19 protein-coding genes are annotated in these 23,620 nt (G+C 47.2%); 17 read left to right on the top strand and 2 right to left on the bottom strand.

The features are described from left to right. Window positions 1-54: 54 nt before the first annotated feature. From yiaA to ftsB, 9 genes are all read left to right on the top strand, one after another. Window positions 55-486, top strand: coding sequence for an inner membrane protein YiaA (gene yiaA, locus ACO0KY_RS07925; protein WP_186911517.1), 432 nt, complete (start codon window positions 55-57; stop codon window positions 484-486). Between the two features lie 181 nt (window positions 487-667). Continuing rightward, entirely contained in the window at window positions 668-1,471 is an 804-nt protein-coding gene (locus tag ACO0KY_RS07920) for a TatD family hydrolase (RefSeq protein ID WP_423045155.1), read from the top strand. 33 nt (window positions 1,472-1,504) lie between these two features. Further along, window positions 1,505-3,916 carry a DNA internalization-related competence protein ComEC/Rec2 gene (locus ACO0KY_RS07915; RefSeq protein WP_423045154.1) on the top strand — a complete coding sequence of 804 codons (2,412 nt, stop codon included), beginning with the start codon at window positions 1,505-1,507 and terminating at the stop codon, window positions 3,914-3,916. Window positions 3,917-3,930: 14 nt separating this feature from the next. Then, complete coding sequence (locus ACO0KY_RS07910) at window positions 3,931-4,740, top strand: alpha/beta fold hydrolase (RefSeq protein WP_423045153.1); 810 nt, start codon at window positions 3,931-3,933, stop codon at window positions 4,738-4,740. A 17-nt stretch (window positions 4,741-4,757) separates the two neighbouring features. Beyond that, window positions 4,758-5,720 (top strand): lipid A-modifier LpxR family protein, encoded by a 963-nt coding sequence (locus ACO0KY_RS07905; RefSeq protein ID WP_423045152.1) that lies wholly within the window; start codon window positions 4,758-4,760, stop codon window positions 5,718-5,720. A gap of 110 nt (window positions 5,721-5,830) precedes the next feature. Next, window positions 5,831-7,465, top strand: coding sequence for a CTP synthase (locus ACO0KY_RS07900; protein WP_186911522.1), 1,635 nt, complete (start codon window positions 5,831-5,833; stop codon window positions 7,463-7,465). 5 nt (window positions 7,466-7,470) lie between these two features. Further along, window positions 7,471-8,322 carry a 3-deoxy-8-phosphooctulonate synthase gene (gene kdsA / locus ACO0KY_RS07895; RefSeq protein ID WP_422995983.1) on the top strand — a complete coding sequence of 284 codons (852 nt, stop codon included), beginning with the start codon at window positions 7,471-7,473 and terminating at the stop codon, window positions 8,320-8,322. A gap of 180 nt (window positions 8,323-8,502) precedes the next feature. Then, window positions 8,503-9,786: a phosphopyruvate hydratase gene (gene eno, locus ACO0KY_RS07890; protein ID WP_186911524.1), complete on the top strand. Its 1,284-nt coding sequence runs from the start codon at window positions 8,503-8,505 to the stop codon at window positions 9,784-9,786. A gap of 80 nt (window positions 9,787-9,866) precedes the next feature. Next, on the top strand, window positions 9,867-10,226 hold the full coding sequence (gene ftsB, locus ACO0KY_RS07885) for a cell division protein FtsB (RefSeq protein WP_422991704.1): 360 nt from the start codon (window positions 9,867-9,869) through the stop codon (window positions 10,224-10,226). Between the two features lie 60 nt (window positions 10,227-10,286). Here ftsB and ACO0KY_RS07880 read toward each other — a convergent pair whose 3' ends face one another. Both ACO0KY_RS07880 and ACO0KY_RS07875 read right to left on the bottom strand, forming a co-directional pair. Beyond that, window positions 10,287-11,999 carry a methyl-accepting chemotaxis protein gene (locus ACO0KY_RS07880; protein WP_423045151.1) on the bottom strand — a complete coding sequence of 571 codons (1,713 nt, stop codon included), beginning with the start codon at window positions 11,997-11,999 and terminating at the stop codon, window positions 10,287-10,289. A gap of 328 nt (window positions 12,000-12,327) precedes the next feature. After that, complete coding sequence (locus ACO0KY_RS07875) at window positions 12,328-13,773, bottom strand: hypothetical protein (RefSeq protein ID WP_423045150.1); 1,446 nt, start codon at window positions 13,771-13,773, stop codon at window positions 12,328-12,330. 388 nt (window positions 13,774-14,161) lie between these two features. Here ACO0KY_RS07875 and ACO0KY_RS07870 point away from each other — a divergent pair, with 388 nt between their 5' ends. From ACO0KY_RS07870 to ACO0KY_RS07835, 8 genes are read left to right on the top strand one after another with little or no spacing between them, the layout of a single operon-like run. Continuing rightward, the gene (locus ACO0KY_RS07870) at window positions 14,162-15,787 is read left to right on the top strand and encodes a benzoate-CoA ligase family protein (RefSeq protein ID WP_423045149.1); all 1,626 of its coding nucleotides are present in this window, start codon (window positions 14,162-14,164) and stop codon (window positions 15,785-15,787) included. 56 nt (window positions 15,788-15,843) lie between these two features. After that, the gene (locus ACO0KY_RS07865; RefSeq protein WP_423045148.1) at window positions 15,844-18,237 is read left to right on the top strand and encodes a bifunctional salicylyl-CoA 5-hydroxylase/oxidoreductase; all 2,394 of its coding nucleotides are present in this window, start codon (window positions 15,844-15,846) and stop codon (window positions 18,235-18,237) included. Between the two features lie 8 nt (window positions 18,238-18,245). Next, window positions 18,246-19,034 (top strand): SDR family NAD(P)-dependent oxidoreductase, encoded by a 789-nt coding sequence (locus ACO0KY_RS07860; RefSeq protein WP_423045147.1) that lies wholly within the window; start codon window positions 18,246-18,248, stop codon window positions 19,032-19,034. Continuing rightward, the gene (locus ACO0KY_RS07855; protein WP_423045146.1) at window positions 19,034-19,567 is read left to right on the top strand and encodes a MarR family winged helix-turn-helix transcriptional regulator; all 534 of its coding nucleotides are present in this window, start codon (window positions 19,034-19,036) and stop codon (window positions 19,565-19,567) included. Before ACO0KY_RS07860 ends, ACO0KY_RS07855 begins: the two co-directional genes overlap by 1 nt. A gap of 3 nt (window positions 19,568-19,570) precedes the next feature. Continuing rightward, window positions 19,571-20,425 carry an enoyl-CoA hydratase family protein gene (locus ACO0KY_RS07850; protein WP_422995965.1) on the top strand — a complete coding sequence of 285 codons (855 nt, stop codon included), beginning with the start codon at window positions 19,571-19,573 and terminating at the stop codon, window positions 20,423-20,425. 2 nt (window positions 20,426-20,427) lie between these two features. Then, a complete protein-coding gene (locus ACO0KY_RS07845; protein ID WP_423045145.1) occupies window positions 20,428-21,633 on the top strand; it encodes an acyl-CoA dehydrogenase family protein in 1,206 nt (401 codons plus the stop codon). 11 nt (window positions 21,634-21,644) lie between these two features. Next, a complete protein-coding gene (locus ACO0KY_RS07840; protein WP_423045306.1) occupies window positions 21,645-22,037 on the top strand; it encodes a RidA family protein in 393 nt (130 codons plus the stop codon). Between the two features lie 3 nt (window positions 22,038-22,040). Next, window positions 22,041-23,558, top strand: a complete 1,518-nt coding sequence (locus ACO0KY_RS07835; protein WP_423045144.1) for a 3-hydroxyacyl-CoA dehydrogenase — start codon at window positions 22,041-22,043, stop codon at window positions 23,556-23,558. The last annotated feature ends 62 nt before the right edge of the window (window positions 23,559-23,620 follow it).

The following is a 23,620-nucleotide window of genomic DNA, read 5'->3' as shown; positions in this document are numbered from 1 at the left end:
TGAGGTATTTGTCGATTTTCAACAAAATTACTCATATTAAACAAGGAAAATGGTATGCCATCAAAAATTCAAGCTCCAACCGGAGCCTTTGTCGCCGCATCTTGGGTTTCTATGCTTTGCGGCGCTGCTGCTTTTGTCATCGGCTTATGGAATTCGACGATGCAGCTTAATGAGCGCGGTTATTACTTTACGGTACTGTTGTTTGGTTTGTATGCGGCTATTTCCCTGCAAAAATCGGTGCGGGACAAATCCGAAGGTATTAACGTGACAGGCATCTATTTTGGCGTATCCTGGTTTGCGTTAATTGCGGCAATCATGTTGCTGGCCATTGGATTGTGGAATGCAAGCTTGCAATACAGTGAAAAAGGTTTCTATGCGATGTCATTTATTTTGGCGTTATTCGGCGCCGTAACGGTACAAAAAAACATACGGGATATGGCAGTTTTTCATGTTGATGCAGAAGTGACGCATCATCAGGAAGAGTAAATTGGTCCGAATGCATAGAAAATTGTGGTTTAAATTATTTGATGTTAATTGTCAGCTTTGGCAAAATTGATACGTCTAATACAAATTCCTGTATGGGCTTGTTGTGCCATATCCTGCATAATCGTGGGATGCGAAATATTAATCAAAATCTGAATCAAATGACTTACTTCAAGGTGCTGGTATGTGGATAGATACGCATTGCCACCTTGATGCCTCTGAATTTAATGGTGGCTCGCTTGCTGTTGCAGAGGCGGCGAAGCAAGTCAGTGTTGATGGTATTGTGATACCAGCTGTGCATAAAAACAATTTCGAACATGTGGCGCAGTTGACGCGGCAAGCCAGCAATTGTTTTTATGCTCTAGGTATTCACCCTATGTATGTGCCGACTTCGGATGAGCAGGATTTAGTTTTGTTGCGTGATCGGGTCGCTGGGTTGATGGCACAAGCAAATGACGATCATCGCTTTGTCGCCATTGGAGAAATTGGTCTCGACTTTTTTGTTCCTGCGCTAATGCAAAGTCCTTTGCGTGAGAAGCAAGAGTTTTTCTACGTTGAGCAATTAAAAATTGCGCGTGATTTTGGATTGCCGGTCTTACTTCACGTGAGACGTTCGCAAGACATTATTTTAAAACATTTGCGTCGTATTCAAGTTGTTGGCGGTATTGCGCATGCTTTTAACGGTAGTGTGCAGCAGGCCAATCACTTTGTTGATTTGGGATTTAAATTAGGCTTTGGCGGGGCAATGACTTACACCCGTGCCTTGCAAATCCGTCGTCTGGCAACTGACTTGCCTCTGGACGTTATTGTTTTGGAAACCGATGCGCCAGATATTCCGCCGAGCTGGAATTCACACGGCGTCAATAGTCCGGTGGAGTTGCCGCAAATAGGGAGTGTACTGGCTGAATTGCGTGGCATGAGTTTGCTTCACATTGCCGAGGCTACCAGCGCTAATGCAAAAAATGTTTTGCCTCGCATGAGCAGGTAAAAAGCGATGCGGGTGACATGCCTTTTTTTTGTTATGGGTGTCGCCTGTTTACAGCAACAAGCGGCTTTGCTTTCGTTAACGCAGCTTGGCTATCTGATAGCGCTTGCTTCATTGACCTTTCTTGTTGTTCGCCGTTTTATTGATAAAACGGAAAATCCGAATTTCTGGTGTAATCTCAACCGCGGTCTATTCGCTCTGGTTGTAGGTTTTGTCTGGGCAAGTTGTTTTGCGCACTTCTATTTGCGCACATCGTTACCGTCAGCATATGAAAATCAGGATCTGACGATCATCGGCACGATAGATAGCCTTCCCTTGCAAATGGCAGAGGGGCAACGATTTAATTTTGCAGTTGAGCAGATTCTCGATAGCAGACTGTCGGCTGACGATCAAGCTCACTTTCCGGAAAAATTATCGTTATCGTGGTATTTGAAAAGACAAGCCACTGATGATCCTGAAAATCCCGGCGTTCGACCTGGCGAGCGCTGGCGCTTTAAGGTGCGACTAAAGCGACCTCATGGGGCTGCCAATCCTGATGGCTTTGATTATGAAGTCTGGCTTTTAGAGCAGGGCATACGTGCCACCGGAACGATTCGTGATGACGCAGTTGGTGGTGCCGTTAATCAGCGGTTGAGTGAATTTGTCTGGAGTGTCGGTAACATCGTTGAGCGCGGCCGCGCAATATTGCGTGATCGTATTCATGCGGCCTTGCCAGGGTATCCGTATGCCGGTGTGGTTGTGGCATTGGTGATCGGAGATCAACGCGAAATCCCGCAGTCTGACTGGACAGTGTTTAATCGGGTTGGTATCGGTCACCTGATTAGTATCTCAGGTTTGCATATCACGATGGTGGCAGGTTTGTTCTCAGGGTTGCTGGCTTTTTTGTGGCGACGTTCTTTTTATCTGAACTTGTCTTTACCTTTGTACGTCCCTGTGCAGAAAATTGCTGCGTTAGCTGGAGCAATGATGGCGGTGTTGTATGTAGCGTTGGCGGGTTTTGGTGTACCAGCGCAACGTACGATGTATATGTTACTCGTCGTCGCAGTGGCGATCTGGAGCGGGCGTATAACGAGCTTTTCTTCGGTGCTTTGTCTGGCTTTGTCTCTGGTGACTTTACTTGATCCCTGGGCGGTATTGTCGCCAGGTTTCTGGTTGTCGTTTGGCGCAGTTGCCGTGATTATTTTTGCAGCAGGAGGTCAGCTGCAGCCTGATACTGATGGGCGGTGGCAGAAATTCGTTCGCGATGTGCGTATAGCTGGTCGTACCCAATATGCGGTGACGATAGGTCTGGTGCCGTTGACGATGTTGTTATTCGGGCAGATATCTTTGGTGGGGCCAGTTGCCAATGCGGTGGCGATACCTTTGGTAAGTTTTTTTGTTACGCCACTGGCGTTATTGGGCAGTGTTTTACCGATGCCGCTTTCAGGTCTTGTGTTAAAACTTGCACATGGTTTGATTCAGCTGTTGGTTTGGTTTTTAGATTATTTAAGTGCATCACCAATGGCTGTGTGGAGTGCCGCCTTGCCTTCATTTTCGATTTTCTTGATGGCGTTGGTGGGGATGTTGTGGATGTTGTTGCCCAGAGGGTGGCCTATGCGTTGGCTCGGAGGGGTATGTTGTTTGCCTCTGATATTTCAAACTCCGCTGGCAATTGCAAATAAAGATTTGCGGGTGACGGCATTAGATGTGGGGCAGGGCATGGCGTTGCTCCTGGAAACTGCACATCATCGTTTGTTGTACGATACCGGACCCTCGTACTCTGTTGATTCAGATAGTGGGAGTCGTGTCATTCTGCCGTACTTGAAAGCACGTGGAATTAATACGCTCGACATGTTGATGATTTCGCATAATGATAGCGATCATTCAGGTGGTGCGCTCAGCATCCTAAGGCAATTGCCTGTGAGTCTGACAAGTAGCTCTTTAGCTTTGGATAGTCCAATTGTGGCGCAATCAGCGCAACATAGGCGATGTCAGGCGGGGCAGGAGTGGGATTGGGATGGCGTGCATTTTGAAATTTTACAACCCGTGCCAGTCAGTTATGAGAGCATCAAATGGAAGCCCAACGCGCGCAGCTGCACTCTGAAAGTCACAACCGATCATCATTCCATGTTATTGCCTGGTGATATTGAGGCGATTCAGGAAGATGAGTTGATCAATAGTATTCCCGATAAATTAAAGGCAGATGTATTATTGGCACCACACCATGGAAGTGGTACCTCATCGACGCCAGCATTTTTGCATGCAGTAAGTCCTGTACTGGGAATTTTTCAGGTTGGTTACCTGAATCGTTATCATCACCCCAAAGCAGAGGTGTATTCACGCTACGCTGATTTTGGAATAAATCGTCTAAGAACCGATGAATCGGGTGCAATCACATTACAATTCAGCGCATCATTGCAGTTTTCTCAATTCAGACAGGAGCATGCGCGCTATTGGTATGGTCAATAATGCGGTAAATCATTATGAGCGAGCAATCCGGTAAACCTCTTCTTCACTTTGCGCACGGCAATAGTTTCCCTTCAGGGTCGTATCGTGTATTTCTGGATCAATTGCGTCCCCACTACGATGTACGCGTTACCGAGATGTTCGGGCATAATCCTGCCTATCCGGTGACTGATGGCTGGCGTTATCTGGTGCAAGAACTTATCGACACGCTGGATGCTAATTATCAGCAACCCGTTATTTTGCTTGGACATTCGCTTGGCGGCTTATTGTCATTGATGGCGGCCAGGGCGCGGCCAGATTTGGTGCGTGGTGTGGTGGTGATTGATTCGCCGGTGGTGGCTGGTTGGCGCGCAATGCTACTGAGATTTTCGAAAATGGTTGGTTGGGCGCAGAAATATGGGCCTGCGCGTTTTTCTGAAAAACGCAAATATGTCTGGAAGGACAAAGAGGCGGCCTATCAACATTTTGCCTCTAAAGAGGCGTTTGCAATCTGGCCGCCCGAAGTTTTATGGGACTATATCAATGCCGGGACGTTACCATGTGCTGAAGGGGTGACGCTGCGCTTTACACGTGAGGTTGAAACGGCAATTTATCTCACTCTGCCGCATGGTATGGGTCGCTTGATACGGCGTCCGCCTGCAGTGCCGATTGGGTTTGTCGGTGGTACGGAGTCGATAGAGTGCGCCCAGGCGGGCGATTTTTACACCAAGAAATTGATGGCTGAAAATTACGTCCTGATACCAGGGGGGCATTTAATACCAATGGAAACGCCGGTACAAACAGCAGAGGCGGTTTTGAAGATGCTGGCGAAATTAAAATTGAACTGATCTTACGCGAATCGAATATGAAATTATCTCAAAAAGTTTTGGCATCTTTGGTGGCGTTAGCCTGCATTGCGGTGTCTGGCATTGCCGCTGCGAACGACAATGCATCTGTAAACTTTAGCGCTCCTTCCTGGCAGCAAGCAAAAACCGTGATGGATCAAGGCAAGGCGATCTGGATGCTGGAATTGGAAAATGATAGTTTTCTTTTAAACAGAGATGATAAGTTTTATACCGCTGGCGATCATTTGCAGAAGACTTATGTTTTGCAGTCGGATTTGCATTCGGTTGAATATGGCTGGCGTATCGCGCAAGACTTATATACGCCATCTGATGTTAAGTTATTGCCGTCGCAATTGGCGTCAAATGATCACCCCTATGCGGGTTGGTTGCATGGTGGCATATTTAACAATAACGCCGACGTGACCGGTAAAAGCTGGCGCTGGGGTGTGGATATAGGTTGTTTTGGTCAATGTGCTGGTGGTGCTCGCACGCAGGCGCAATTGCATCGATTGATTAATCAGCCTTTGCCGCAAGGTTGGAGTACTCAGTATCACAATGAACTTGGCGTCGTTTTGTCAGGTGAAATGTCGCCAGGTCGTTTACTTCCATTTGCTGGCGTTGATATCACACCGAAGGTGCATGCTCGTTTCGGAAATATTTTCACTGATCTGGGCGCGGAAGTTGCGATTCGGTTTGGTCGTCTGAATGCATTACCCTACCAGCCGGCGAGTTATGGATTTTTACGTGGCGACGTGAAAGCGGTTGCTTACAACGCGACGATAGAAGGCGCCTATTTTAGTAAAGACATACCTAAGGTGCATGCAAAAACTGCTGGTGGCGAGATTGAATTGGGTTATGTGTGGCAGGCTGGCAAGTATGGTGCTACCGCCTCGATTTTCCGTCGTGCGAATGAAATAAAAGAAATGTCGAACGCTGTTGGTGCACAGAATGTTATTAGATTGCAATTTTTGTGCGCGATGTAAATATTCGTGGATTGCATATTTTTTAGCTGCATGAGCGGGAAAGCGTGAACTCTGTTCCAGAGTGATGTATAATTCGAATTTCCCGCTTGTGCCGTCTGGCACCTTCTGCAATGACTAAGTTCGTATTCGTTACGGGGGGCGTAGTCTCCTCATTGGGCAAAGGCATCGCTGCCGCCTCTCTCGCCGCCATTTTAGAATCGCGCGGTCTCAAAGTTACTATGCTCAAACTGGATCCGTATATCAACGTTGATCCAGGTACCATGAGTCCATTCCAACATGGTGAAGTTTTCGTGACCGATGACGGCGCAGAAACTGATCTGGATCTGGGTCACTATGAGCGCTTCATCACTGCCAAGATGAAGAAGGTGAATAACTTTACAACAGGCCAAATTTATGAGTCCGTGATCCGCAAGGAGCGTCGCGGTGAGTATCTGGGTAAAACTGTTCAGGTTATTCCTCACATCACCAATGAAATTCAAGAGTTCATCCACCGCGGTGCAGCTGGTGCTGACGTCGCGCTGGTTGAAATCGGCGGTACCGTCGGTGATATCGAATCTCTGCCATTCCTGGAAGCTGCGCGTCAATTAAGTTTGCGTGCTGGTCGTAATGCGGCTGCATTCGTGCATCTGACACTGGTTCCTTATGTTGCTGCTGCTGGTGAATTGAAAACCAAGCCTACGCAACATAGCGTGCAAAAATTACGTGAAATCGGTATTTTCCCTGATGCGCTGTTGTGCCGTGCTGACCGTCCGATTCCTGACGATGAACGTGCAAAGATTTCTCTGTTTGCGAACGTCCCAGAAGAGGGTGTTATTTCAGTGTGGGACGCAGATACGATCTACAAGATTCCACAAATGTTACATGATCAGGGCTTGGATAAGATTGTTTGTGAAAAATTACAGTTGTCTCCAAAGCCAGCTGATTTGACGATGTGGGATAAATTAATTTATGCCCTCGAAAATCCAAAAGAACAAGTTACCATCGGTATGGTTGGTAAGTATGTTGACTTGACTGAATCGTATAAATCGTTGACTGAAGCTTTGCGCCATGCGGGTATTCATACAGAAAGCCGCGTCAATATTGAGTACGTTGATTCTGAAGAAATCGAAGCCCACGGTACTAAAGCATTGGAAAAATACGATGCGATTCTGGTTCCTGGTGGCTTTGGTAAGCGTGGTGTCGAAGGTAAAATTTTGGCCGCTCGCTATGCCCGTGAAAACAAAATTCCTTACCTCGGTATTTGCCTCGGTATGCAAGTTGCACTCATCGAATACGCACGCCACATGGCTGGCCTGACAATGGCGAACTCAACCGAGTTTGATCCAGAGACAGAACAACCAGTCGTTGCGCTGATCAATGAATGGAAAAATCACGACGGCAAAGTTGAACAACGTGATGAAAATTCTGATCTCGGTGGCACTATGCGTCTGGGGGCGCAAACTTGCGCCATCAAACCAGGCACGCTGGCTGCAGAAATTTATGGCAATGTAGTGACTGAACGTCATCGTCATCGCTATGAAGCGAACAACCATTACCTGACGCGTGTTGAAGCGGCTGGTCTGGTGGTTTCTTCTCGTACAGCGACCGAAGATTTGTGCGAAATCATGGAATTGCCGCGTGAAGTGCATCCGTTCTATATCGGTGTTCAGTATCATCCGGAGTTCAAATCAACACCACGTGATGGTCACCCATTGTTCATCGCTTTTGCTAAAGCAGCACTTGCCCATAAAAAGGCACAAGGATAAATAACATGAAGTTATGTGGATTTGATGTTGGTCTTGATCAGCCTTTCTTTTTGATTGCTGGTCCATGTGTAATCGAGTCGCGTCAAATGGCGCTGGATACGGCAGGTTATCTGAAAGAGATCACGCAAGAACTGGGTATACCATTTATTTACAAGTCTTCTTTTGATAAAGCCAATCGCTCTTCAGGTAATTCTTTCCGTGGTTTGGGTATGGAAAAAGGCCTGGAGATTCTGGCAGATGTCAAAAAGCAGATTGGTGTCCCGGTGCTGACCGACATCCATTCCATTGAGGAAATCACACCGGTCGCCGCCGTGGTCGATGTGTTGCAAACGCCAGCGTTTTTGTCGCGCCAGACAGATTTTATTGAAGCCTGTGGTCGCTCTGGCAAACCAGTGAATATCAAGAAGGGGCAATTCCTTGCTCCGCACGATATGATTAATGTGATTGCAAAAGCCCGTGCCGCGGCTAAAGCTGCTGGTCTCAATGAAGACAACTTTATGGCTTGCGAACGCGGCGTATCGTTTGGCTACAACAATCTGGTGTCGGACATGCGCTCGTTGGCAATCATGCGCGAAACCAATTGCCCGGTCGTATTTGACGCGACGCATTCGGTGCAATTACCAGGCGGGCAGGGTACATCTTCTGGTGGTGAGCGCCAGTTTGTGCCGGTGCTGGCGCGCGCGGCGGTGGCGGTAGGTGTTTCTGGCTTGTTTATGGAAACGCATCCCAACCCTGCTGAAGCTTTGTGCGATGGTCCAAATGCGGTACCTTTGAATCGTATGAAAGAATTGTTATCTACCCTTGTCGATCTTGACAGGGTGGTAAAAAAAACGAGTTTCCTGGAAACCAGTTTTTAATTGAAGTATGCAAACCTCCTATTGCTGCATAAGTAATAGGAGGTTTTTTTGGCACTTGAGTTTAAGTAGTTTTGGTGGCTGTAACGTATCTGGTTTTTTATAAATAGAAGAACGTTTCGAGTACGCCTCTACGTCAGATTTTTTACTTTGTTCGCTATATTGATCGTTTAGGAGAATTGAATGAGTGCCATCGTTGATATTATCGGCCGTGAAATTATTGATTCACGCGGTAACCCAACTGTTGAATGTGATGTGTTGCTTGAGTCTGGCGTGATGGGTCGCGCTGCGGTTCCTTCTGGTGCCTCTACTGGCTCCCGCGAAGCGATTGAATTACGTGACGGTGATAAATCACGTTACCTCGGTAAAGGTGTATTGAAAGCCTGCGAAAACATCAATACCGAAATCGCTGAAGCGATCATGGGTTTGGATGCGAATGAGCAAGCATTCCTCGATCGTACTCTGATCGATCTCGATGGTACTGAGAACAAAGGCCGCCTTGGTGCAAACGCGATGTTGGCAGTGTCCATGGCAGTGGCGAAAGCAGCAGCAGAAGAAGCTGGCTTGCCGCTTTACCGTTACTTCGGTGGTTCGGGCGCGATGCAATTGCCAGTGCCTATGATGAACGTCATCAACGGTGGTGCTCACGCGGATAATAATCTGGATATTCAAGAATTTATGATTATCCCAGTTGGCGCGCCAACATTCCGTGAAGCAGTTCGCTACGGTGCAGAAGTTTTCCACGCACTGAAAAAAATCCTGCAAGAAAAAGGTTTGACGACAGCTGTTGGTGACGAAGGCGGTTTTGCTCCTTCCGTTGATAACCACGAATCTGCAATCAAAATGATCATTCAAGCGATTGAAGCGGCTGGCTATGAGCCAGGCACGCAAATCGCTCTGGGTCTGGATTGCGCCGCGAGTGAATTCTACAAAGATGGCAAATATCACCTTGAAGGTGAAGGTTTGACTTTGTCTGCGACGGATTTCACTAACCTGTTGGCGACTTGGGTCGACAAATATCCTATCATCTCCATTGAAGATGCAATGGCTGAAGGTGACTGGGAAGGTTGGGCAATTCTGACAGAAAAATTGGGCAAAAAAGTACAGTTGGTGGGTGATGATCTGTTTGTGACCAACACCAAGATCCTGAAAGAAGGTATTCAAAAAGGTATCGCTAATTCTATTCTGATCAAAATTAACCAAATCGGTACTTTGACTGAAACGTTTGCAGCGATTGAAATGGCAAAACGTGCAGGCTACACAGCTGTTATTTCTCATCGCTCTGGTGAGACGGAAGACAGCACGATCGCTGATATCGCAGTGGGTATGAATGCTTTGCAAATCAAAACTGGCTCTATGTCCCGTTCTGATCGTATGGCAAAATACAACCAATTATTGCGTATTGAAGAAGATTTGGGTGAAATCGCGAGCTACCCAGGCCGTGATGCATTCTATAATCTGAAATAATTCATCGCTTTCAGATGAGAAAGGGGGAACGATGTTCCCCTTTTTATTGTTCTTCAATTCAATTTTAAACGTGAGTATTTGTGCGACTGATTGCTGTTTGTTTTATTCTTTTGCTGGCACTGATTCAGTACCCTTTATGGTTGGGGAAGGGCGGATGGCTGCGCGTCTGGGAATTTCAGCGCCAAGTAGATCAGGCAAAAGCAAATAACAATAAACTCAAAGAGCGCAATGCTAAACTCGAATCAGAGGTCGCTGATCTGAAAACTGGTACCGACTCCGTTGAGGAGCGCGCCCGCTTTGAATTAGGTATGATCAAAAAAGACGAAGTTTTTGTTCAGATTCTGGATTCAAATGCAATCATGCCGGCATCTGTTCCGGCAGAAACATCACCACCGTTAGCACCAAGAAATACCGCAAAAAAAATCGGCTCAAATCATTGATTTTTACATTTTCCTCTCGTCACGTGGCTTTCGTCCGGCTAATCGCAAGCGAAGCGATTGCTAAAACTCATCCCATTCATCACTTTTTGAATTGGCGATTTTGCGTTCAGCTGGTTTTGTTTTGTTGGCTAATGCCGCTAATACAGGTTTCGCTGCAGACGTTTTATCATTGGCAGCAGCCATGCGCACGCCAGAACTCACAGTTTTAAACTGATGATTTGCGTTATTTTCTATCTGAAATACGCTCATCGCTTGTAGTAACTTATTCGCGTGATCTTCTAACGATGCCGACGCTGCAGCAGCTTCTTCCACCAAAGCTGCATTTTGTTGTGTTACTTGATCCATTTGCATAATGGCGTGAGAAATCTGATCAATCCCTGATGTTTGCTCCTGGTTTGAGGCTGATATCTCACTCATGACGTCGGTGACATGTCTTACGCTTTGAACCACCTCAGCGATCGTTGTACCTGCGTCATTGACAAGCTTACTGCCGATAATGACATTTGCGACAGATTCATCAATGAGTGCCTTCACTTCTTTGGCCGCCGCTGCCGAACGTTGTGCGAGGTTTCTGACTTCAGAAGCGACGACTGCAAAGCCGCGTCCTTGTTCTCCTGCGCGTGCCGCTTCAACCGCTGCATTCAAGGCCAAAATGTTGGTTTGAAATGCGATGCCGTCGATCACCGAAATGATGTCGACGATTTTTTTCGAAGAAGTATCAATTGCGCCCATTGTTTCTATGACTTGACCGACGACATTTCCGCCTCTGGCAGCTACTTCAGAAGCTGACTGGGCAAGTTGGTTGGCCTGGCGTGCATTGTCTGCATTCTGTCTTACGGTACTGTTGAGTTGTTCCATTGATGAGGCAGTTTCTTCTAACGCCCCAGCTTGCTGTTCAGTGCGAGACGATAAGTCCATATTGCCTGTTGCAATTTCGCTTGCGCCATGGGTAATCGTATCGGCACTGGTTCGCACATCCTGCACAATTTTAGCGAGGCTTAAGCGCATTTTATTCATGGCGTAAAGCAGGCTACTCGTATCGCCTTCGCGCATATCAACGACAACATTCAGATTGCCAGCGGCAATCTTTTCTGTAATGTCTACCGCATAGGCTGGCTCGCCCCCAAGTTGACCTAGTATGCGACGAGTAATCAACGCGGCCAGAGTTAATCCTGCAACCAGCGCAACCAGGACGCTGATGATCAGCGAATTGGTCGCAAGCACGTACTTCTGGTTCATGCTGGTAATGGCATCCTGATTTTGTTTTTCCTGTTGATCTATCATGCCCTGTATTTCCTCAAACCATTTGTCTTGAGGGGCTTGCACTTTATCGAGTAGTGTCTGGGCAGCGTCTTCGGTTTTATTTGCTTCGATCAGTGAAATCACACTGGCAAAATGCTGGCGCACTTCGTCGCGACTGGTATTGATTTGCGACATGATCTGTTTTGCGCGCTCAGTCACTATCATTGCTTGTAATTTTTCAGAACTCACATCGTAATTCTTATTCGCTTCATTGAAGCGTCCCAGCATATTTTTTTTGACATTTGGGTCGCTGTAGATGAGGTAGTTACGAATTGCTCTGGCAGCTGCATTCAGATGTCCGCGCAAAGCATAAGCATGAGCTATTTTTACGTTGTTGGTATTGACGATGACATCCGCCTCGTGTTTGTTGCTGGAAAGCAAGTTCCAACTGAAGACGGAAATAAGAAGAATCAGGGCGAGCATCACACTAAAAGCAAGCGTAAGCTGTTTTCGTACTGTCATGTTATGCATCGTAGAACTCCCTTCAAAGTATTCAAAGCAAGCTATCAGGCGAGAACAAAACTTTTAATTGGTGCTACGTTTTACGTCATATATTAATCAATTTTAAAAAAATTGGATTATAGATAGCTTCACTATAGGTTGCGAAAACAGGGTTGTCATCTCCAATTTATGGTGATGATATCGATTTATTGATTTACCCCAAAAACGTAACTATCGAACCTTATCAGGTCAAATGAAGTCTGGTGTTGTAGGAAAACCACCCTCGTGTTGACGACGCATGTCTGGCGATGGTTTATCGAATATCGTCTTCTTTTAAGTTGTGATTGCGTTGTTGGTATCAATGCAATTGTGCTAAGTAGATATTTCTTCCAGATAAATCGCTTTTATAGTCGCTATTGTTCTGGCGCCCAACAAATTGTAATTGCTTCTTTTGCGCTACCCACGTCATTGGCGTTGCATCATACGGGCTTCTAAACTGGCTATCAGCCGTTGCTACAAAATTCTGTATTGCGTCATTGGTCAAGCCTTTGCGGCGTATTTCAGCTTGCAAGCCAACCAGACGGATATAGCCGTCAAGATCGGCGATTTGTTCCATGTATCTAAAATAGCTTTCTGGATGCGCGATCTGAGCTTCGTAAAGGCCTTTGCCTACTGGGTTGTACAAAAAATGAACGAAAGTCGAAAAAGTTTGATTGTTGGTGTCTTTTGTACGCAGTTTTATTTCATTTTCAGCTTGCTTGAAACCTGATGGCGGAAGATGTGCGGCCTGTATTATCGGTTCAAGATAATTTGCCATCAAATTCATAGTGATATTTGGTTGATAGAACGCTTTAATAAGTAATGCAGAAAATTTTTCTGAAACGGTTTCTGGGGTGCCAGTTACGTACCCGGTTGTCAGATTTTTTAATACAAATTGGGTTTCTTTTTCAAATGAAGAAGCCATTGAAAGTTCAGCTTCGCTCAAAGGGCGCAGCATGTCACTCATTTCATCACCATTGCTTTTGAGTACGCCTGGATAGACTTCAATGATTTCACTGATCGCCCTGATTTGTTTTCGAAGCATGGCGCTGATGACGTGTTTGGAAGTGAGCGTCGATGACTGTTGCATCAAGCGGTGTAAGAATTGATCATTTTTCTTTAAGGCATCGATACCTTCTTGTGTTTTTCCATCTGCAATATTAAAAATAGCTTTCGTAATGACCAGGTCTGAAGCATTCAGCAACGCTAAGTAATGCGGTAAAGGTGTTGTCACTGAAAAAATTGGCGGTTCCTCAAAGTTTGGGAGTTGTTGAATCATTTCATAGCGTTTTAACAGAAGTGAGCTCTGTGAGATCAGTGTTTCTACTTTACTTCTGTTTAAAATATCTGCCTCAATACAGGTGCTGGTGAGATCTCTGCAGCGATCGTTCTGTGGTGTAAAAAGAGTCGTCGTTTTATAAGTCACTCTTTTTGTGTAGTCAGGTCGCAACGGATCTGCCTTACCGAGGGCTATATATTTTTCAGTTATTTCCTGCCCTGTTTTTAAGGCATCCAGACCTTCATCGGCATCCATTGCAATCAATACAAAGTAGCCATTGGTTTTCGGATCAACAGCATTGGTCGTACCGTCAAGCATAGCTTTTGCCTTTGAATTGAGTGGTTCGTCTTTTAGATTGATCAGAATCCCGACAACGATAATAGAGATTGCCAGCGCAGTCACGCCACCAATAAAGGTTAGTGCCCAACGCAAAATTTTTCTGATCGGTGAAACCATATTTGAACGTTGATTCAAGGAAATTTCCATGCCTGCTTCCATATTGTTACGTCAGTCTGTTAAGTGATGTATCTGAGGTAAAACATCCCTCATCTCTCGTGCGCATCGGCGATTAAAGATGAGAGGAAATTGGTTATGACAATAAATTAAATTTAAATAAATTGCAATTATTGTATTGTTTTATTGCAACTGTGGTGTGTAACGAACGTGACCCGTGTCGCAAGATTGCTTGACGTTAAATTACGACTTTTATTTAAGTTGTGTTGCTTTTGTTTTTTGAAGTGAAGAGCCATCTTAAAGTTTTTTAGATTTGTCTTTAAAATTACTTTACCTTTAAATAGTTTAGGTTTAAAGTATATTTCACTTGAATGCGTAAATCCTGAATTCTTCGCTGAAAAATGAAGTGATAGGAGGTGACATGGCTATAAATGCACGAACGGTGTCTGCTCATGTGGATACGTTTGCCTACGATAACTTGCCGCCGCGTGAACAGTGGCCAGAGTTGAGCTTTTCTTTGCCTGAGCTGGCATATCCCGAGCGGATTAATTGTGTCGCAGAGATTGTAGATAAAGCCTGCGCACAGGGTTTTGGCGATAAAGTCGCGATACGCACCTACACAGAAGCCTGGACGTACGCGCAATTACAAGAAAAAGTAAATCGCATTGCCCATGTTCTGGTGCAAGATTTGGGGATGGTCGCCGGAAATCGCGTCTTATTGCGCGGCGCGAATCACCCCATGATGGCGGCCTGTTTTTTAGCAGTGATTAAAGCGGGTGGTATCGCTGTGCCGACGATGCCCTTGCTACGTGCCAAAGAGTTGGGTGTGATCGTTGAAAAAGCAGAAATCACGCATGCACTTTGTTCTTATTCCTTACATGAAGATTTAGAAAAGACACGCCAGGAGCAACCCCGCTTACAGCACGTGATGTACTTTTGCGGTGGTGACGATTCGCTTGAAACTCGCATGCAATCGAAATCTGTCGAGTTTGCAGCAATTGATACCGCGGCGGAAGATGTGTGTCTGATCGGCTTTACCTCTGGTACAACAGGTAAACCCAAAGGTACCATGCATTTTCATCGCGATGTATTAGCGATTTGCGATTGCTTTCCACGTTCTACACTCAAATCTGCTGCCAACGATATTTTTATAGGGACACCACCATTGGCGTTTACCTTTGGGCTTGGGGGCTTACTGCTGTTCCCATTGCGGGTAGGTGCCACCGCAGTCTTGCTCGAAAAATTGACGCCAGAATTATTACTCAAAGCCATTGCCGATTTTAAAGCGACGATATGTTTTACTGCGCCTACCTTTTATCGTCAGATGACGGGATTAGTGTCGCAACATGATCTGACCAGCTTACGTAAAACCGTCTCTGCGGGAGAAGCATTACCCATTTCCACGCGCGAAGCATGGCGTCAGGCGACCGGATTGATCATGATTGATGGCATCGGTGCGACTGAGATGTTGCACATTTTTATTTCCGCTGCTGACGAACAAGTACGTCCGGGAGCAACTGGTCAACCTATTCCTGGCTATCAGGCATGCATACTGGATGAGGATGGAAATCAAGTATCAGCGGGTGTGGTTGGGCGCCTGGCGGTGAAGGGGCCCACTGGGTGCCGTTATCTGGCGGATGAGCGTCAAACGAAATACGTTTTGAATGGTTGGAATCTCACTGGCGACGCGTATCAGATGGATGCCGATGGCTATTTTTGGTATTGCGCCCGCACCGATGACATGATTATTTCAGCTGGTTATAACATCGCTGGTCCAGAGGTGGAAGAAGCAATTTTATTGCATCCAGCGGTTGCTGAGTGTGCGGTCGTTGGTATTGCTGACGAAGAGCGAGGTCAGATCGTCAAAGCGTTTATCGTTGCCCGACCTGATGTGGTAGCGGACGATATGTTAGCTAAAGAGATTCAAGACTTTGTGAAGCAATCTATAGCGCCTTACAAATATCCACGAGCGATCGAATTTAAAACGGCATTGCCGCGAACTGAGACTGGCAAATTGCAGCGTTTTAAATTACGCGTTGCGCAGTGACATGATTTGACGATGATCCCAATCAAGATCATCGAAACTCAATTTTGGGAGACGAGATGAATATTCTTTGCATAGGCGGTGGACCAGCCGGATTGTATTTTGCTTTACTGATGAAGAAGCAACATCCAGCGCATCAGATCACAGTCGTAGAACGCAATCGCCCATACGATACGTTTGGTTGGGGCGTCGTTTTTTCTGATCAAACGTTAGGTAATCTCGTCAAGGCGGATGAAGATACCGCACGTTCAATTTTGCAGGCGTTTAATCATTGGGATGATATTGACACCCATTTTAAAGGCCAGGTCGTTACTTCTGGCGGACACGGCTTTTGTGGGATAGGCAGAAAGCGCTTGCTGAATATTTTACAGGCGCGTTGCGAAGCACTTGGCGTTAAGCTGGTATTTGAAACCGATGTATCTGATGATCAGGCGTTGGCGGCGCAATATGATGCTGATATCGTGATCGCTTCGGATGGTCTCAATAGCCGCATCAGAACGCGCTATGAGGCGAGTTATCAGCCAGATATTGATACACGCAAATGCCGCTTTGTCTGGTTGGGCACCAAAAAATTATTCTCCGCTTTTACCTTTGCGTTTGAAGAAACCGAACACGGTTGGTTCCAGGCGCATGCGTATCAGTATGACGGTGATACTGCGACTTTTATTGTCGAGACGCCAGAAGAAGTCTGGCTCAAAGCGGGCATAGATAAAATGTCGCAAGAAGAAGCGATCGCATTTTGCGAACGTTTGTTTGCCAAATATCTGGATGGTAATGCCTTGATGGCGAATGCTGCACATTTACGTGGTTCGGCGAACTGGATTAAATTTCCACGTATTATTTGCAAAAATTGGGTGCATTGGAACACCGTCAATCAAAAACAAGTACCAGTTATTTTGATGGGTGACGCCGCACATACGGCACATTTTTCAATAGGCTCTGGTACTAAATTGGCTTTAGAAGATGCGATTGAGTTAAGCAATAGTTTTGCGCAATATGGTGAGCAAGGCATGCAGGCTGTGCTCGATCATTATCAGCAATTGCGCTCGATCGAAGTGTTGAAGATTCAAAGCTCGGCACGTAATTCGATGGAATGGTTTGAAAACGTTTCGCGCTACACTGCACTTGAAGCACCGCAATTTGCGTATTCTATGTTGACCCGCAGCCAGCGTTTGTCACATGAAAATCTGCGAGTTCGCGACGCCAGCTATGTCCGTAGTTTTGAGCACTGGATTGCTGAACAAGCGTATGCCAAAGCAGGTGTTCCTATGCCTGCCAGTGCACAAGCAATTCCCCCGATGTTGACGCCTTACAAATTGCGCGATGTTGTTTTGAAAAACCGTATTGTAGTTTCACCCATGGCGCAATATTCTGCTGTGGATGGTGTCGCGGGTGATTACCATCTGGTGCATCTTGGTAGTCGCGCAATGGGTGGGGCGGGTCTGGTGTTTGCCGAGATGACCTGTGTCTCTGCGGATGCACGTATTACACCAGCATGCCCTGGTTTATATGCGTCGGAACATACGGTGGCGTGGAAGCGCATCGTCGATTTTGTCCATGCCAATACCGACGCCAAGATCGCTGTGCAATTAGGTCATGCGGGTGCTAAAGGTTCCACCCGCGTTGCTTGGGAGGGTATTGATCAGCCGCTGACTAATGATAATTGGCCTTTGATTTCCGCTTCTGAGCAGCGTTATCTGCCTGGTGTTTCGCAATTGGCACGCGCTGCGACGCTGGCTGATTTGGATAAGATATTGCATGATTTTGTGCAGGCAACAAGAGCCGCAGAACAGGCCGGATTTGATTGGCTGGAATTGCACTGCGCGCATGGTTATTTGTTGTCTAGCTTTATTTCTCCGTTGACGAATCAACGTGACGATGAATATGGCGGGTCTTTAGAAAACCGTTGCCGTTTTCCTTTGCAAGTGTTTGCCGCTATACGCGCTGTGTGGCCGCAAGAAAAGCCTATCTCAGTGCGTATCTCCGCGCATGATTGGGTGGAGGGTGGTATCACGCCAGACGATGCGGTTCAGATTGCCCGTTTGTTCAAAGCGGCGGGTGCTGATTTAATTGACTGTTCTTCTGGTCAAGTGAGTAAGGCAGAAAAGCCCGTGTTTGGACGCATGTTCCAGACGCCGTTTGCTGATCGTATCCGTAACGAAGTGCAGATTCCTACCATGGCCGTTGGTGCTATTTTTGAAGCAGATCATGCCAATAGCATTATCGCTGCTGGTCGTGCTGACTTGTGCGTGATCGCGCGACCACATCTGGCTGATCCGGCATGGACCTTGCACGAGGCAGCAAAGCTGGGTGTGACTGATATCACCTGGCCGAAGCAATACATTGCCGGTAAATTCCAGTTGGAACGTAACCTCGAACGAGAACGCCAGATTGCAGCCGTAAGCGCAGGTCTGACGCCGCAGCAAATCGCGGCAAAGTTACTTGAAGGCTGAGCTTGATGATGACTGAAAAAAATCTGGACAATAAGCACGCGCTGATTACTGGTGGGGGTAAAGGCATAGGCTATGCAATTGCTGCGGCTTTGCTGGCGCAGGGGCTAAAGGTAACAATTGCCGGACGCAATGAGGAAGTCCTCAAGGTTGCAGTAAAAAGTCTTAGCAGTACACATGGCGAACCCAGGATCGCTTACATCGTACTTGATGTTTCTGATTCAAAAGCCGTTGAAACCAGCTTTGAACTCGCAGCACAGAAGCTGGGGCCTATAGATATTCTGGTCAATAACGCTGGTCAGGCGAGTTCTGCGCCATTTTTAAAAACCGATACTGCACATTGGCAGCAGATGCTGAATGTGAATTTGATGGGTACGGTTCATTGCACCAAACAGGTACTGCCAGTCATGTTGGAAGCTGGCTGGGGCCGTATTATCAATGTCGCCAGCACGGCAGGTTTGACTGGATATCCGTATGTCAGTGCCTATTGTGCCGCCAAACATGGTGTGATCGGATTGACCCGCGCTTTGGCGTTGGAATTGGCGACTAAGGGTGTCACAGTCAATGCGGTGTGCCCTGGTTATACAGAAACAGATATTGTCAAAGAGGCGGTCAGCAATATTATGTCGAAAACCGGCAGGACCGAAGAGCAGGCGCGTGCGGCGTTGGCTTCCGGCAATCCGCAGCAACGATTAGTACAGCCTTCTGAGGTGGCCAATACAGTCGCCTGGCTATGCCAGATGCAGGCAAGTGCCATCACAGGTCAGTCTATTGCTGTTGCTGGTGGCGAGGTAATGTAATGGATGCCGAATTGAATAAGGGTGAGCTGGAAGTCAGTTCCGATTTGGAAACGCGATTGACTGGTGACCACCATGATTCTTTACGCCTTTGGTTACGCATGCTGTCTTGTACGGTGATGGTAGAAGCCGAGATTCGCTCGCGTCTTCGCAACGAGTTTGGCATTACTTTGCCGCGTTTTGATCTGATGGCACAACTTGAACGTTACCCGGACGGATTGCGTATGGGTGAATTATCCAAGCGCATGATGGTCACTGGCGGAAATATTACTGGCATTACCGATCAGCTTGAGCAAGAAAACCTGGTGGTGCGGGTGCTTGATCCTAAAGATCGGCGTGCCTACAGTGTCAAGCTTACAGCTAGCGGGCGTGAGGCTTTTCAACGCATGGCAGCGGTGCATGAACGCTGGATTGCCGAATTATTTTCCGGGATGCCCGGCAAGCAGAAAACCCATTTGTCCGAATTATTATCGCAAGTAAAAAATCACTTGAATGTCTCAATAAGCAAGTTTGAAAATAAGTCTGAACAGGAATAAACCATGAAATACCTCCCGGGACAAACGCATCAATTGCCAGGTGGCCGCCTGCATCTGGCGACCTATGAAGCGCAGCATTTTTATTTTGAAGTGGCAGATACGGTTGCCACGATTATTTTGAATCGCCCAGAACGTAAAAATCCGCTGACCTTTGAATCCTACGCTGAACTGAGGGATCTGTTTCGTGCACTTGCGTATGCCGATGATGTCAAAGCGATTGTCATTTCTGGTGCCGGAGAAAACTTTTGCTCGGGTGGTGATGTGCACGAAATCATTGGCCCTTTGACGCAATTAGACATGCCAGGTTTGCTTAGCTTTACGCGAATGACGGGTGATCTGGTGAAGGCGATGCGCGCTTGTCCGCAACCAATTATTGCGGCAATCGATGGCGTTTGCGCGGGTGCGGGTGCGATCCTGGCATTGTCTTCGGATATTCGCTTTGGTACGGCGCGCAGCAAAACCGCGTTTTTATTTACTCGTGTTGGTCTGGCTGGCTGCGATATGGGCGCATGCTCGATTTTGCCGCGTTTGATAGGTCAGGGACGGGCGTCTGATTTACTGTATTCCGGTCGTTCAATGTCTGGTGAAGAGGGTGAACGATGGGGCTTCTTTAATCGCTTGAGCTCACCAGATGATGTGTTGTCTGATGCTCGCCAATACGCAAAAAATCTCGCAGAAGGACCAACATTTGCACATGCAATGACAAAAAAAATGTTGCAGCAAGAATGGAATATGGGCGTCGACGAAGCCATCGAGGCAGAAGCGCAAGCACAGGCAATTTGTATGATGACCAATGATTTTCATCGTGCTTATCATGCGTTTGTGGCGAAGCAAAAACCTGTATTTGAGGGAGATTAAATATGACGCACGTATTATCAAAATCCGACCGTAGTTATCTGGATTGGCCATTTTTTGATCAGCGTCATCGTGATTTGCAACAGCAGCTTGATTCCTGGGCTGCGCAACATATTTCAGACGGCCATGGGCATGATGTAGATCAGGCATGTATAGACCTGGTCAAGCAATTGGGCGAGGGTGGTTGGCTTACACATGCGATTGGTGGTAAGACTTACGGTGCGGCGACGGATGTGATTGATACCCGGGCGTTGTGCCTGTTGCGTGAAACCTTGGCGCGCCATTCTGGTCTGGCAGACTTTGCGTTTGCGATGCAGGGTCTGGGTTCTGGTGCGATCAGTTTGTTCGGTGCCGAAGAACAAAAGCAAACTTATTTAAGTGCCGTAGCGCGTGGTGAAAAAATCGCTGCCTTCGCTTTGTCAGAGCCAGAAGCTGGCTCTGACGTAGCAGCAATGCAATGCGCCGCGACACCAGATGGTAATGATTATATTTTAAATGGCGAAAAAACCTGGATCTCTAACGGTGGCATTGCTGATATGTATGTGGTGTTTGCCCGCACAGGTGAGGCACCGGGAGCACGTGGTATTTCGGCTTTTATTGTCGATGCTGGTTCGCCCGGTTTTGAAATTGCCGAACGCATCGACGTGATTGCACCACATCCGCTGGCACGTCTGAAATTTACGCAATGCCGTATTCCGGCCTCCCAACGTATAGGTGAAGCGGGGCAGGGCTTTAAAGTGGCGATGGCGACCTTAGATGTTTTCCGCACTTCAGTTGCTGCCGCTGCGCTGGGATTTGCGCGTCGTGCAATGGACGAGGCTTTACATCGCGCGACAAGTCGCAAGATGTTTAATCAGACTTTAGCTGATTTCCAATTGACACAAGCAAAGTTCGCGCAAATGGCAACGGCCATTGATAGCTCGGCTTTGTTAATTTATCGCGCCGCCTGGCAACGCGATCAGGGGAAAAAAGTCACCAAAGAAGCGGCAATGGCTAAGCTAACGGCGACCGAAAGTGCGCAACAAGTGATCGATGCTGCCTTACAAATGTTTGGCGGTCTTGGCGTCGTATGCGAAGTGCCTGTGGAGCGCCTGTATCGCGAGATTCGTGCATTGCGCATTTATGAGGGGGCGAGTGAAGTCCAGCAATTGATTATTGGAAGAGAATTACTCAAAGAATTTGCTGCGACTACATCAGGAGAAGAAAAATGACGCAAACATTGATGCAAATTCTTCAACCCGAAGGTTGGGCCAGACCACGCGGTTATTCGAATGGTATTGTAGCTAGTGGGCGCACAGTCTGCGTCAGCGGTATGATAGGTTGGGATGCACAAGGACAATTTCATACCGATGATTTTGCCGGGCAAGTGCGTCAGGCCTTGCTTAATATCGTGGAAGTATTGGCGCAAGCCGATGCCAGGCCAGAGCATATCGTGCGCATGACCTGGTATGTGACTGATAAAAAGGAATATGTTGGTGCTTACAAAGAAATCGGCGTTGCTTATCGCGATATCATTGGTAAACATTATCCAACCATGACCGCAGTGCAGGTGGCTGCGTTGATTGAAGACCGCGCTAAAGTAGAAATTGAAGTCACGGCGATTATTCCGGAGTAATTTATGTTGCGAGTCATTGCGGTGGTGGGGGCTGGTGCGATGGGCAAAGGGATCGCACAGATCAGCGCTCAGGCGGGTTTTCAGGTGCTCATGTTTGATGTGAACACCGCTGCGGCAGAAAAAGCGAGAGCCGATATTTGTTTGCAGTGGGATAAAATGCAAGACAAGGGCAAGCTCAGTGCACACTTATGTTCGGCAGCCAAATCCAAGCTGCGGGTGGTGGATACCTTGTCGGGATTGGCGTCCAGTGATCTGGTGATAGAAGCCATCATCGAGAACCTGGATGTCAAGCGCGATTTATTTGCACAATTGGATGAGGTGGTCAGTGAACATTGCATACTCGCTACCAATACCTCGTCCTTGTCTGTGACCTCAATTGCTGCAAAGACCCGGCTGCCACAACGCGTGGCTGGGCTACACTTTTTTAATCCCGTACCTTTGATGAAAGTGGTCGAGGTCATCCACGGTCTACGTACTGACACGGCAGTGATTTCGCAATTGCGGATTTTTGTGCAGGAAACCGGACACACCCCAGTGTTGGCCAAGGATACCCCAGGATTTATCGTCAACCACGCCGGACGCGCCTATGTGACCGAAGCGCTTAAAATTCTTCAAGAAAATGTCGCCGATGTCAGTGTTATCGATCAAATCATGCGTAGCGCAGGTTTTAAATTGGGCCCGTTTGAATTGATGGACCTGACCGGGCTGGACGTGTCGCATCCGGTAATGGAAGCAATTTACCAGCAATACTATCAAGAGCCACGTTATCGCCCTAGCCAGATAGCGGCGCAACGCTTGCAGGCAGGTTTATTAGGACGTAAAAGCGGTGCGGGTTTTTATACCTACCCAACGACCCCTGATCTATCTCCGACGATTCCTGAGTCGGTGGATGCGCGTTGGCATATTCCGATCTGGATTAGTCGGCAAGATACCGAAGCGCATGCCTTGTTATCTGCATTTTTTGCGCACTGTGATATGCCGCTTGATACCAGCACTTCGCCCTCTGAACACGCTTTGTGCATCGTCACCCCCTTTGGCGAAGATGTCAGTACCTGTGTTGTACGAGAAGGACTGGATGCGCGCCGGACAGTGGGGGTGGATACGATGTTTGCAAGCGATGTATCAATGACAGTCATGCTAAATCCCGCGACCGATGCGCATTTGGCGCAACAATTGAAAAGAAATTTGTCAGAATTCAATTGTATTGTCCATTTGATACAGGATAGCGTTGGTTTTGTTGCTCAACGTATCATCGCCAGTATTGTCAATGTCGCCTGTGATATGAGCCAACAGGCTGTTTGCAGCCCGGCTGACCTTGATTTGGCAGTGGTATTAGGGCTGGCTTATCCTGATGGCCCATTAAGCTGGGGCGACAAATTGGGTGCTTCGCGTATACTATTGGTATTGCGGAATATGCTGGACAGCACCGGCGACCCGCGTTATCGTCCTAGTCCTTGGCTGGTACGCAGGGTGCAATTGGGCTTGTCTTTATTGCAGCAAGCGCAAGATACCAGAAAATGATGTATCTTCAGCTTTGCTTGCTTCGTGATTGTTTCGTTATACCGTAGTAAAAATTAACACAA

It is taken from the genome of Undibacterium sp. Dicai25W (genome assembly GCF_049340505.1).
GTDB lineage: Bacteria > Pseudomonadota > Gammaproteobacteria > Burkholderiales > Burkholderiaceae_D > Undibacterium > Undibacterium jejuense.
Note: the sequence above shows the minus strand (reverse complement) of the source record. Positions and strands in the feature narration are given on the sequence as shown.